Origin of the sequence: Micromonospora sp. S4605, from assembly GCF_003176715.1 — a bacterium.
GTDB classification, from domain to species: domain Bacteria; phylum Actinomycetota; class Actinomycetes; order Mycobacteriales; family Micromonosporaceae; genus Micromonospora; species Micromonospora echinaurantiaca.
Genome location: NZ_QGSW01000020.1, coordinates 1 through 12518, shown reverse-complemented (window position 1 = coordinate 12518; position 12518 = coordinate 1). Strand labels below are relative to the sequence as shown.

Sequence of the window (12518 nt, the reverse complement as noted above, 5' to 3'; positions counted from 1 at the left end):
CCCTCCCCCGCCCCGATCACCCTCGCGCCTCGACGGAGGCGCGTCAGCCGAGGCCGCCCTGGACGCCGATCAGGGCGCCGATCAGGTAGGTGGCCGCCGCGGCGGCGGCGCCCAGCAGCAGCTGGCGCAGGCCGCTGGACCACCAGGCCCGGTTGGTGAACCGGGCCACCACCGCGCCGGCCGCGAAGAGCCCGAGGCCACCCACCCCGAGCGCCAGCCAGAGGTTGGTGAAGCCGAACAGGTAGGTCAGCAGCGGCACCAGGGCGCCGACCGAGAAGAACAGGAACGACGAGATCGCCGCCGCCCACGGGCTGGGCTGGTCGTCGGGGTCGACGCCCAACTCCTCCCGGACGTGCACCCGCAGCGCCTCCTCCGGGTTGCGCCGGACCGCCTCGGCGACCTGCGTGGCGAGGTCACGGGGCAGGCCCCGGGCCACCCAGGCGTCGGCCAGTTCGCGGGCCTCCGCCTCGGGGTGGCGTTCCAGTTCCCGCCGCTCCTTGGCCACCTCGGCGGCGACCTGCTCGTTGGCCGAGCGGACGCTGGTGTACTCGCCCAGCCCCATCGAGATGGCGCCGGCCACCAGGCCGGCGGTGCCGGTCAGCACGATGCTGCGCGGCGACACCCCGCCGCCGCCGACGCCGGCGATCAGGGCGATGTTGGTGACCAGGCCGTCCATCGCGCCGAACACGGCGGGGCGCAGCCAGCCGCCGGACACGTCCGCGTGGTGGGCCTCGCGCAGCGCGGCCGGGGTCTCGGTCACGGCAGGGTCAGGATCTCGTGGCCGTCCTCGGTCACCACGATGGTGTGCTCGAACTGGGCCGTCCACCTGCGGTCCTTGGTGACCACTGTCCAGCCGTCGTCCCACATGTCGTACTGGTGGGTGCCGAGGGTGATCATCGGCTCGATGGTGAAGGTCATCCCGGGCTCCATCACGTCGGTGGGGCGCGGGCTGTCGTAGTGCGGCACGTAGAGCCCGCTGTGGAAGGACTCCCCGATGCCGTGGCCGGTGAAGTCGCGGACCACGCCGTAGCCGAAGCGCTTCGCGTACGACTCGATGACCCGGCCGATCACGTTGATCTGCCGGCCCGGGGCGACCGCGCGGATGCCCCGCATCATCGCCTCGTGGGTCCGCTCGACCAGCAGCCGGGCCTCCTCGCTCACCTCGCCGACGCAGAAGGTGGCGTCGGTGTCGCCGTGCACCCCGTTGATGTACGCGGTGACGTCGACGTTGATGATGTCGCCGTCCGCCAGCACTGTCGAGTCGGGGATGCCGTGGCAGATGACCTCGTTCAGGCTGGTGCAGCAGGACTTCGGGAAGCCCTTGTAGCCCAGCGTCGACGGGTAGGCCCCGTGGTCGCAGAGGAACTCGTGCACCACCCGGTCGATCTCGTCGGTGGTCACGCCCGGCTTGCAGTGCTCCCCGGCGAGCTGGGTGGCCTGCGCGGCGAGCCGGCCGGCGATCCGCATCTTCTCGATGGTCTCCGGCGTCTGCACGTGCGAGCCACGCCACTCCTGCGGGCGCTTCTTGCCCACGTACTCCGGGCGGGGGATGTGGGCGGGCACCTGCCGCCACGGGGAGAGCGTGCCTGGGGTCAGCGGCGCACGGACGGTCATGCCGCAAGCCTATCGCCGCGGCCGTGGTGAGCAGCGCCACCGCCCACCCGGTGGTGACAGTTGCCCAGCCAGGCAGCCTGTGCCATCGTGTTCGCGTGGATCAAGGGGTCACTCCTCCCGTCTTCTCGGCGAGCGCGGAGATCGACGGTGATCACCTCCGCGTCGTGGTCGTCGGCGAGGTCGACATGGCCACCGCCGACACCATGCTGCAGACCGCGCTGCGCGAGCCGGCCGAGCGGATCACGCTCGACCTGCGCGCGGTGACCTTCTTCGACTCGGCGGCGATCCACGCGCTGGTGCGGCTCGCCCAGCAGTTCCCGGGCACGCTCACCGTGCTGCCGTCGCGGCAGGTCGACCGGGTGTTGACGATCGCCGGCCTGGGCGACCAGAGCTGGCTGCGCTCCGCCTGAGCGCAGCCGCCGGGGCCGCCCGGCTCAGTCCTGCAACCGCCGGCGCAGCGTCAGCTCCGTCCCGTCCGGGGTGCGGTCGACGGTCAGCTCGCCCAGCGCCCTGATCAGCGACAGCCCGCGCCCGCGGAAGCCGGCCCCGGTCGGCTCCCGCCACCGGCCGCTGTCCCGGATGGTGGCCACCACTGTGCGGTCCTCGATGGTCACCTCGACCCCGATCATCGCCTCGGCCGGGTCGACCGGGTGCTCGATGGCGTTGGCCGCGGCCTCGGAGACCGCCACCGTCAGGTCGAACAGGTCCGTCTCGCCGACCCGGTGGGCGACCAGGAAGTCCTCCAGCCGCTTGCGCAGCACGCTCAGCCGGGTCGGGTCGGCCGGCAGCCGCAACGCGAACCGGTTGAGTTCGGTGGCCTCCAAGGCGAGCACCGCGACGTCGTCCCGGCGGGGCCGCCCGGCGACCCGCCGCACCACCGCGTCGACCAGGTCGGCCACATGTTCGCCGGGTTCCGCCGCGTCCGCGCGCAGCCGGGCCAGCGCCTCGTCGATGCCGACCTGCCGGTCCTCGACCAGGCCGTCGGTGTAGAGCAGCAGCCGGCTGCCGGCGGTCAGCTCCCCGTCCGCCGTGCGGTAGGAGGTGCCGGGGATGGCACCCACGGGTGGCCCGAGTGCCCGGTCGTGCAGGAACGCCACCTGGTCTCCTCGGATCAGCAGCGGGGACGGGTGACCGGCGCTGGCGTACCGGAGCCGGCCGGTGCGGGGGCTGAACCAGAGGCAGACCACGGTGGCGAAGGAGCGCCCCTCGGTGCTGCCGACGAGCCGGTTGAGCCGGGTCAGCGACTCGCCGGGGTCGAAGCCCTCCAGCACGTACGCCCGCAGCGCGTTGCGCAGCTGGCCCATGGCGGCGGCCGCCCGGACCCCCTTGCCGACCACGTCGCCGATCACCAGGACGAGCTCGTCGTCGCCGAGCGCGATCACGTCGTACCAGTCGCCGCCGACCTCCACGTCGGCGGTGCCGGGCAGGTAGCGGCTGGCGACCACGGCGCCGGGCAGTTGCGGCAGCGAGCGGGGCAGCAGGCTGTGCTGCAACGTGCTGGCGATCCGGTGCTCGGCCTCGTAGAGCTGGGCGTTCTCCAGCCGCACGCCGACCAGCCGGGCCAGTTGGGTGAGCGCGGCCTCGTCGGTGTCCGCGCCGTCCCCGGCCGCGCGCCAGACCCGCAGCTCGCCGAGTTCCTCGCCGGTGGTGCCGGTGAGCGGCAGCGTGAACGAGGGCTCGGGCCCGGTGTCGCCGCCCGCGTCCGCCTCGTAGCGGACCCCGCCGGCGGACACCACCACCCGGGCCGCCTCGGCCAGGTTCAGCGCGTGCCCCGCGGCGACCTGGCACACCTCGGCGGTGGAGCGGGCGCCGTTCACCGCCACCGCCGCGTCGGCCAGCCCGCGCAGCCGCCGGATGATCTGCCCGCGCAGCTGCCCCAGTTCGACGTTGGTCCGGACCCGGGCGACCAGTTCCTGCCCGGAGAAGGGTTTGGTGAGGTAGTCGTCGGCACCGACCGACAGCCCGGCGACCGCCTCGGCCGGGCCGGCCCGGGCGGAGAGCAGCACGATCGGCACGTACCGGGTCCGCGGGTCGGCGCGCAGCGCGGCGACCAGCCCGAAGCCGTCCAGCCGGGGCATCATCACGTCGGTCAGCACCAGGTCGAACGAGCTCTCCACGGCCCGCCGCAGCGCCTCCACGCCGTCGGGGACGGCCACCACCTCCCAGGTCGGGCAGAGCAACCGGGTGACGTGTTCCCGCAGGTCGGAGTTGTCGTCGGCGAGCAGGATCCGGCCGGCGGGCGGCCCGGCCGACGGGCCGGCCGGGGCCTGGTCGGTGACCGGCCCGGTCCACAGCGCGGTCTCCGCGACGTAGAGGTCGGCCTGCCGCGGCTCGGCGTGCGGGTGCGCCGCCGGGTCGGCCACCCGGTCCCCCGGCAGGTGCCGGGTGCCGAACGGGACGGTCACCGTGAAGGTGCTGCCGGCGTCGATCCGGCTGCTGACGGCCACCCGCCCGCCGTGCATCTCGACCAGCTCGCGGACCAGCGCGAGCCCGATCCCGGTGCCCTCGTGGGTGCGCGAGCGCGCACCGGGCACCCGGTGGAAGCGATCGAAGACGTGCGGCAGCTCGGCCGGCTCGATGCCGACGCCGGTGTCGGTGACCTCCAGCCGGGCGGCGTCGCCGACCGCCGCGACCCGGACCCGGACCTCGCCGTCGAAGGTGAACTTCACCGCGTTCGAGACCAGGTTGAGCACGATCTTCTCCCACATGTCCCGGTCCACGTGGACCGGCGCCGGCAGCGGCGGGCAGTCCACCACCAGGCGCAGGCCGGCCCGCTCGGTAGCGGAACGGAACGTGCTGGCCAGTTGGGCGGTGTAACTGGCCAGGTCGGTGGGCTGGTAGTGGGCGGTGAGCCGGCCCGACTCCAGCCGGGAGAAGTCGAGCACCGTGTTGACCAGCTTGAGCAGCCGCAGCGCGTTGCGGTGCATGGTGGTCAGCCGGTCGGTGTACGTCCCGGTCAGCGCCGGGTCGGCGAGCAGCTCCTCCAGCGGGCCGAGCACCAGGGTGAGCGGGGTGCGGAACTCGTGACTGACGTTGGCGAAGAAGTTGGTCTTGGCCCGGTCCAGGGCGGCCAGCTCGGCGGCCCGGGCCCGCTCCTGCTCGTACGCCAACTGCCGGCCGACCGCCCGGGAGAGCTGCGCGGCGACCAGGTCGAGGAAGTGGCGGTAGTCGGCGGTGAGCGGCAGCCGGCGCGCGACGCCGAGCACGACGGCGCCGACGGTCTCGTTCGCGGCACTGACCGGCAGCAGCAGCGCCTGCCCGGCGGCGCCGGCCGGCACCACGTCCAGCAGGTCGGCGACCTCGACGGCGGCGGCGCCGTCGGGGTGGAGGCGGTCGAGCACCGCCGACGGCGGCAGGGCCGGCGATCCGGCGTCCACCCCCGAGCAGCCGGCGAGGGTGACGGCACCGGCGGCGTCGCGCAGGTAGAGCAGGGCGAAGGGCAGGTCGGCGCGGTGCCGGTCGAGCACCCCGACGGCGGTACTGCCGAGTTCGGCCAGGCCGCTCACCTCGGCCAGCTCGGAGCCGAGCTCGGCCAGGGCCCGCAACCGGCGCTCGCCGAGCACCCGCCCGGTCGTCTCGTTGACGATGCAGAAGACGCCGTCGACCGTGCCGTCGACCCCGCGGATCGGGTCGTAGGAGACGTTGAAGTAGGTCTGTTCCACGAACCCGTGCCGGTCCAGCAGGAAGAGGTGGTCCTCGCCACGGTAGGACCGGCCGGTGCGCCCGACCCCGTCCAGCAGCGGGGCCAGCACGTCCCAGGTCTCCGCCCAGTGCTCGCGGGCCGGCTGGCCGAGCGCCTCGGGATGCTTGGCCCCGATGGTCGGCCGATAGGCGTCGTTGTAGAAGGCCAGCCGCTGCGGGCCCCAGAACATCACGATCTGCGCGCTGGAGGCGAGCATCGTGCTGACCGCGTTGGCCAGCGCCGCGGGCCAGCGGTGCGGATGGCCGACCGGGCTGGTGGACCAGTCGAAGGCGGCCAGCCGCCGACCCATCTCGCCACCGTTGGCGAAGGCGGCGGCGAGCTGCGGAGGAACCTTCCCGTCGGCACCGTCGAGGGGTCGATCCTCGTTCGCGCCCCCCAGGGCCGAGCTCATGCAGCCTCCCGCTTCGGCCATCCCCGCCTCGGCCGCTGATCGATCGGCCGTGCCCCGCCCAGTACCCCGGCGAAGCAGCAAGGTAACGCATTACCGCCGGCGGACGCTGATTACCGGGCCGCCAACCCGCCGGCGGTGACCCGCCAGCGGGACGGTCCCGGCCCCACCGTCCGCGACCCGCCTGGCGCGGGCCGCCCGGGGTGCCGGCGCCAGCCGGCCTCCCGGTCCTGTTGACGGGACTTACCCCGGACGATGGAGCCGGATCCGCGGTCACACTGTGACCTCGGTAACAATTCGGCACCGTCCACATCGCGCACGGGCAGCGAGGGCCGGACGCCACGGTCCGGGGTCGGGCGCGACGCCGCGAAAAGGACCGGTCGCCGGGCGGCGACGCGGGTGGGGCGGTCCCCGGTCAACTCGGCGCGCCGGCGCGCTGGCCGGCGGCCCGGACCAGCGCGGTGAGCGGCCGGGGATCGGCCGCGTACTCCGGATGCCACTGCACGCCCAGGACGAAGGGCCGGTCCGGGTCCTCCACCGCCTCCACCACCCCGTCGTCCGACCAGCCGGTGACCGCCAGCCGGCCCGGGTCGGCGACCGCCTGGTGGTGGTACGAGTCGACCCGGTCCACGCCGGCCATCACCCGGGCGGCCAGGCTGCCCGGGGTGAACCGCACGCCGTGCCCGCCGTAGACGCCGGGCGCCGGCCGGTGCCCTTCGTGGCCGACCAGGTCGGGCAGGTGCTGGTGCAGCGTGCCGCCGCCGGCCACCACGAGCAGCTGCATCCCCCGGCACACGCCGAGCACCGGCAGCCCGGCGGCGAGCGCGCCGTCGAGCAGGGCCAGCTCACCGGCGTCCCGCCCCGGCCGGCTCTCGGTCCGGGGCGCGGGCAGCTGGCCGTACCGGCCCGGGTCGACGTCGGCTCCGCCGGCCAGCACCAGCCCGTCCAGCACCCGCACCACGTCGGCGTCCAGGTCGTCCGGGGGCAGCACCAGCGCCCGGCCGCCGGCCGCGGTCACCGCCCGGACGTACGCCTGCGGCACCAGCACCGCCGGGACCTCCCGCCAGACTCCCCAGCTGGCCGGCTCGACGTACGCGGTGACCCCGATCAGCGGCCGGGTCACAGCGGGGTCACGTACGCGCCGGTGATGCCGCCGTCGACGACGAACTGGGCGGCGGTCATGAACGAGGCGTCGTCGCTGGCCAGGAAGGCCACCGCGGCGGCGATCTCCGCCGGTTCGCCGAACCGGCCCATCGGCACGTGCACCAGCCGGCGGGCGGCCCGTTCCGGGTCGGCGGCGAAGAGTTCCCGCAGCAGCGGGGTGGCGACCGGGCCGGGGCAGAGCGCGTTGACCCGGATGCCCTCCCGGGCGAACTGCACGCCCAGCTCGCGGGTCATCGCCAGCACCCCACCCTTGCTCGCGGTGTACGCGATCTGCGAGGTGGCCGCCCCCATCAGCGCCACGAACGAGGCGGTGTTGATGATCGAGCCCTTGCCCTGCCGCCGCATGTGCGGGATCGCGTACTTGCAGCAGAGGTAGACGCTCGTGGTGTTGACCCGCAGCACCCGCTCCCAGGCCTCGATGCCGGTGGTCAGGATCGAGTCGTCGTCCGGCGGCGAGATGCCGGCGTTGTTGAACGCGATGTCCACCCGGCCGTGCCGCGCGGCCACCCCGTCGAACAGGTCCCGCACGGCCGCCTCGTCGGCCACGTCCGCCGGGACGAACTCTCCGCGGACTCCGTCCGCTGCCCGCTTGCCCGCCTCGGCGTCGATGTCCACGCAGACCACGCGGGCGCCCTCGGCGGCGAACCGCCGCGCGGTGGCCAGCCCGATCCCACTGCCCGCCCCGGTGACCACGGCCACCCGGTCCTGCAACCGACCCTGCACTGGTCCTCCCCCATCTGCTCGTCCGGCCGGACGTCCGTCGCCGGCTCTACCGTCCGCCGGCTCGACCGGCACCCGTTCCGTACCGGCAGCCGGCTCAGCTCTCCGTCGCGATGAAGACGTTCTTGACGTCGGTGAAGGCGTGCAGCGCGTCCGGGCCGAGTTCCCGGCCCAGCCCGGAGCGCTTCATCCCGCCGAACGGGGTCCAGTACCGCACCGAGGAGTGCGAGTTGACGCTGAGGTTGCCGGACTCCACCGCCCGGGCCACCCGCACCGCCCGGCCGACGTCCCGGGTCCAGATCGAGCCGGAGAGGCCGTACTCGGTGTCGTTGGCGAGCCGGACCGCGTCGGCCTCGTCGTCGAAGGGCAGCACCGAGACCACCGGACCGAAGATCTCCTCCTGCCAGTGCCGCTCGGTGGGCGCCTCGGCGAGCAGCACGGTCGGGGGGTACCACCAGCCGGGGCCGGTCGGGCAGGAGCCGGTGTACGCCACCCGCGCACCGTCGACGTAGCCGGCGACCCGGTCCCGCTGGCCGGCCGAGATCAGCGGGCCCATCTCGGCGGTCTCCCGGGCCGGGTCCTCCACCCGCAGGGCCCGCACCGCTGGTTCCAGCAGTTCCAGGAACCGGTCGTACACCGGCCGCTGGACCAGGATCCGGGACCGGGCGCAGCAGTCCTGGCCGGCGTTGTCGAAGACCGCGTACGGGGCGGTCGCGGCGGCCCGTTCCAGGTCGGCGTCGGCGAAGACCAGGTTGGCGCTCTTGCCGCCCAGCTCCAGGGTGACCCGCTTCACCTGGGCGGCGCAGCCGGCCATGATCCGGGTGCCGACCTCGGTGGAGCCGGTGAAGCAGATCTTGCGGACCGCCGGGTGGGTGACGAACCGCTCCCCGACCACCGAACCCGCGCCGGGGAGCACGGTGAACACGTCCTCGGGCAGCCCCGCCTCGCAGGCCAGCTCGGCCAGGCGCAGCGCGGTCAGCGGGGTCAGCTCGGCCGGCTTGAGCACCACCGTGTTGCCGGCCGCCAGCGCCGGCGCGAAGCCCCAGGCGGCGATCGGCATCGGGAAGTTCCACGGCACGATCACCCCGACCACGCCGAGCGGCTCGTGGAAGGTGACGTCCAGCCCGCCCGGCACCGGGATCTGCCGGCCGGTGAGCCGCTCCGGCGCGCCGGCGTAGTAGTCGAGCACGTCGCGGACGTTGCCCGCCTCCCACCGGGCGTTGCCGATGGTGTGCCCCGAGTTGCGCACCTCGAGCCGGGCCAGTTCCTCCAGGTGCGCGTCGACCACCGAGGCGAACCGCCGCAGCAGCCGGGCCCGCTCGCCCGGCGCCACTGCCCGCCACCGCTCGAACGCCCCGGCCGCCCGCCCGATCGCCGCGTCGACCTCCCCGGCCGAGGTGCCCGCCACCTCGGCCACCACCTCACCGGTGGCCGGATTCCTCACCTCGGTCACGACCGCCACCCCCCTCCTCGCCGATGCCACGGCTGCCGCCCGGACGGCCGCCCGGACGGCCGCTCGGCAGGGCGGATCCCGGGCGGGACGCCCGCGACCAGGCGGGCCGGCGCGGCGTCAGAGGCGTTCGAAGCCACGGACGAGTTCCCAGTCGGTGACGGCGGCGTCGAAGGCGGTCAGCTCGACCCGGGCGTGGTTGGCGTAGTGGGCGACCACCTCGGCGCCGAAGGCCTCGGCGGCCAGGGCGGAGTCCGCCCAGAGGGCGAGGGCGTCGCGCAGCGTGCCGGGCACCCGCTCGGCGGCCCGGTCGTCGTACGCGTTGCCGGTGCACTCCTCACCCAGCGGCAGTTCCCGTTCGATGCCGTGCACCGCCCCGGCGATCAGCGCCGCGATGGCCAGGTATGGGTTCACGTCCGCCCCGGGCACCCGGTTCTCCACCCGCATGCCCTGGCCGTGGCCGACCAGCCGCAACGCGCAGGTGCGGTTGTCGGTGCCCCAGCGCAGCGCGGTCGGGGCGAACGAGCCGGGCTGGTAGCGCTTGTAGGAGTTGACGTTCGGCGCGAAGAAGAGGCTGAACTCGCGCATGGTGGCCAGCAGCCCGGCCAGCACCCGCTGCCCGGTCACCGACAGGTGCCCCGGACCGTCGCCGAGCAGGGCCGAGCGGCCGGCGGTGTCGCGCAGCGAGAAGTGGATGTGGCAGGAGTTGCCCTCGCGGGCGTTCGGCTTGGCCATGAAGGTGATCGACATGCCCTCCTGGGCGGCGATCTCCTTCGCCCCGTTCTTGTAGATGACGTGGTGGTCGGCGCAGGCCACCGCCTCGTCGTAGCGGAAGGCGATCTCGTGCTGGCCGAGGTTGCACTCGCCCTTGGCGCTCTCCGGGGTCAGCCCGGCGCCGGCCATCTCCCGCCGGATCCGGCGTAGCAGCGGCTCCACCCGGGCGGTGCCGAGCAGCGAGTAGTCCACGTTGTACTGGTTGGCCGGGGTGAGATCGCGGTAGCCGCGCCGCCACGCCTGCTCGTACGAGTCGCGGTACAGCACGAACTCCAGCTCGGTGCCGGCGTACGCGGTCAGCCCGTGCTCGGCGAGCCGCTCCACCTGTCGGCGCAGGATCTGCCGGGGCGAGGCGATCACCGGGCCGGCCCCGTCCAGCCAGGCCAGGTCGGCCAGCACCAGGGCGGTGCCCGGCTGCCAGGGCACCCGGCGCAGGGTGTCGAAGTCCGGCAGCATGGCGAAGTCGCCGTAGCCCCGCTCCCAGCCGGACATGGCGTACCCGTCCACGGTGTTCATGTCCACGTCGACCGCGAGCAGGTAGTTGCATCCCTCGCTGCCGTGCGCGACCACCTGGTCCAGGAAGTAGGGCGCGTGGAACCGCTTGCCCTGCAACCGGCCCTGCATGTCGACCAGGGCCAGCACCACCGTGTCGAGCTCATGCTCGGCGACGGCGACCCGCAGTTGTTCCAATGTGAGCGGCGCTCTCCTCATCCGCGGGCCTCCATCACCAAGGTCTACCGGCAGTACACGATCACCGTCAATGCCCGCCGGCCGGGCGCCGGCAAACCGCCGCCCGGCCGTCACCTCACGCCGGCTCGTCGGCCCGGTCGCCGTCCGCCCGGTCGCCGGCCGCCGCGGTCCGGGGCGCCGGCAGGTCGACCGTACGCACCGGGCCGGTGAACCACCGCCGGGCCGAGGCGTACCACCAGAGCGCCACCAGCAGCAGCACCCCGCCCACCGCGATCGGCGCGTAGTTCACCGCCGACCAGGTGAAGTCGGGGTTGCCGGGCACCCCGGCGGGGACGATCGGCAGCACGAAGTAGATCGAGATCACCGCGATCTCGACCACCGCGATCCAGCCGAGCAGCTTGTACCGCGGGCCGAGCGTCCACGGCCCCGGGACGAACCGGTCCCCCATCCGCAGCCGCAGGTAGATGGGGATGATGAAGGAGAGGTAGAGCCCGATCACCGCGACCGACACCACCGCGTAGAAGGCGACCGGGATGCCGTCCGGGCTCTGGTAGAGGGCGGGCAGGGTGAGCACCAGGCCGGCCAGGGTGGCCCCGATGATCGCGTTCACCGGGGTGCCGTTGCGGTCCACCCGGGACCAGAGCCGCCAGCCCGGCACGGCCCGGTCCCGGCTGAACGCGTACGCCATCCGGCTCATCGAGGTCACGCAGCTCATCCCGCAGAAGAACTGCCCGATGGTGGAGATGATGATGACCGTCTTGAAGAAGAACGGGGTCAGCGCGGATTCGAAGATCGCGCCGGAGAAGCCGCCCGCCGCGTTGACCGCCTCGACGTCCGTGGCGGCGAAGAGGAAGGCCAGCAGCAGGATCCAGCCGCCGACGGCGGAGTAGAAGATCGACTGCCACAGGCCGCGGGCGGCGGCCTGGGAGGCGCCGCGGGTCTCCTCGGAGACGTGCGCGCAGGCGTCGAAGCCGGTAATCGTGTACTGGGTGAGCAGGAAGCCCAGCGGCAGCACGTAGAACCAGAAGGTCAGCCCGCTGGTGTCGCCGTCGCCGAAGCCGGAGTTGTTGAACCGCTCGGTGAAGACGAACTGGAAGCTCTGGTGGTCGTTCGGGACGAGGACCAGGATGGCCACCACGGCGGCCGCGCCGGCCACGTGCCACCAGACCGACACGTTCTGGAGTACGTCGATGATCCGGTGCCCGAGGATGTTGATCAGCCCGTGCAGCACCAGGATGATCACGAAGAGGATGAACGCCTGCCGCAGCGTCCCGGCCCAGCCGTCGAAGAGCGCGGACAGGGTGAGGTTGAGGAACGTCGCGCAGCCGTAGTCCACCGACGCGGTGACCGCGACCAGGCCGATCAGGTTGAGCCAACCGGTGAACCAGCCGTGCACCGGCCGACCCATCCGCGCCGCCCACCAGTAGATCCCGCCGGCGGTCGGGTAAGCGCTGACCAGCTCGGCCAGGCAGAAGCCGATGATCAGGATGAACAGCGAGATGAGCGGCCAGCCCCAGGAGACCGCGACCGGCCCGCCGTTGTTCCACGCCTGGCCGAAGGTGGTGAAGCAGCCGGCCAGGATCGAGATGATGGAGAACGAGATGGCGAAGTTGGAGAAGCCGCTCCACTTGCGGCGCAACTCCTGCTTGTAACCGAGTTCGGCGAGTCGTCGGGCGTCGTCGTCCATCGGCTGCTCGGCGGTCGGCGCGGGCGTCGTGGCCACTGCACACCTCCTCGAGGCGGATCCCCGGTGCGAGTGGGCAAAGTGTCGTCCCCGCCGATCAAGGCGGTCAATACATCACGGGTGGGAATGTCACCGCCGGCCGGGCTAATTCCGTTGCCGGCCCGGGCTGCCCGGGCGCATCCTTGACCTCGTGACCAGGCCCGATCGCGACGGGCCGACGCCGGGCGCTCGGACCGCCCCGGCACCGCGGCGGCGCGGGGCACGTCACCTCTCTCTCACCGTACGGCGGTGCGCCGTACCCGACACCCGCCCCGCGCCGCCGTACGGTGAG

9 protein-coding genes are annotated in these 12518 nt (G+C 73.5%); 1 reads left to right on the top strand and 8 read right to left on the bottom strand.

Translation table 11 applies throughout. From position 1 onward, the window contains the following. Positions 1 to 43: 43 nt before the first annotated feature. Together DLJ47_RS00435 and map are read right to left on the bottom strand one after the other, a co-directional pair. Entirely contained in the window at positions 44 to 760 is a 717-nt protein-coding gene (locus tag DLJ47_RS00435) for a VIT1/CCC1 transporter family protein (protein WP_109898133.1), read from the bottom strand. Continuing rightward, positions 757 to 1614 carry a type I methionyl aminopeptidase gene (gene map / locus DLJ47_RS00430; RefSeq protein ID WP_109898132.1) on the bottom strand — a complete coding sequence of 286 codons (858 nt, stop codon included), beginning with the start codon at positions 1612 to 1614 and terminating at the stop codon, positions 757 to 759. Before map ends, DLJ47_RS00435 begins: the two co-directional genes overlap by 4 nt. A 95-nt stretch (positions 1615 to 1709) precedes the next feature. On the opposite strand from map, the gene DLJ47_RS00425 reads away from it, so the two are divergent. Further along, on the top strand, positions 1710 to 2024 hold the full coding sequence (locus tag DLJ47_RS00425) for an STAS domain-containing protein (protein ID WP_109898131.1): 315 nt from the start codon (positions 1710 to 1712) through the stop codon (positions 2022 to 2024). Between the two features lie 24 nt (positions 2025 to 2048). Here DLJ47_RS00425 and DLJ47_RS00420 read toward each other — a convergent pair whose 3' ends face one another. From DLJ47_RS00420 to DLJ47_RS00395, 6 genes are all read right to left on the bottom strand, one after another. Continuing rightward, on the bottom strand, positions 2049 to 5708 hold the full coding sequence (locus tag DLJ47_RS00420) for a SpoIIE family protein phosphatase (RefSeq protein ID WP_109898130.1): 3660 nt from the start codon (positions 5706 to 5708) through the stop codon (positions 2049 to 2051). Between the two features lie 412 nt (positions 5709 to 6120). Further along, complete coding sequence (locus DLJ47_RS00415) at positions 6121 to 6828, bottom strand: gamma-glutamyl-gamma-aminobutyrate hydrolase family protein (protein WP_109898129.1); 708 nt, start codon at positions 6826 to 6828, stop codon at positions 6121 to 6123. Further along, a complete protein-coding gene (locus DLJ47_RS00410) occupies positions 6825 to 7592 on the bottom strand; it encodes a 3-oxoacyl-ACP reductase (protein WP_109898128.1) in 768 nt (255 codons plus the stop codon). Before DLJ47_RS00410 ends, DLJ47_RS00415 begins: the two co-directional genes overlap by 4 nt. A gap of 94 nt (positions 7593 to 7686) precedes the next feature. Then, complete coding sequence (locus DLJ47_RS00405; RefSeq protein WP_109898134.1) at positions 7687 to 9042, bottom strand: aldehyde dehydrogenase family protein; 1356 nt, start codon at positions 9040 to 9042, stop codon at positions 7687 to 7689. A gap of 117 nt (positions 9043 to 9159) precedes the next feature. Further along, complete coding sequence (locus DLJ47_RS00400; protein ID WP_109898127.1) at positions 9160 to 10524, bottom strand: glutamine synthetase family protein; 1365 nt, start codon at positions 10522 to 10524, stop codon at positions 9160 to 9162. Positions 10525 to 10618: 94 nt separating this feature from the next. Further along, a complete protein-coding gene (locus DLJ47_RS00395; protein WP_109898126.1) occupies positions 10619 to 12226 on the bottom strand; it encodes an amino acid permease in 1608 nt (535 codons plus the stop codon). Positions 12227 to 12518 lie beyond the last annotated feature (292 nt).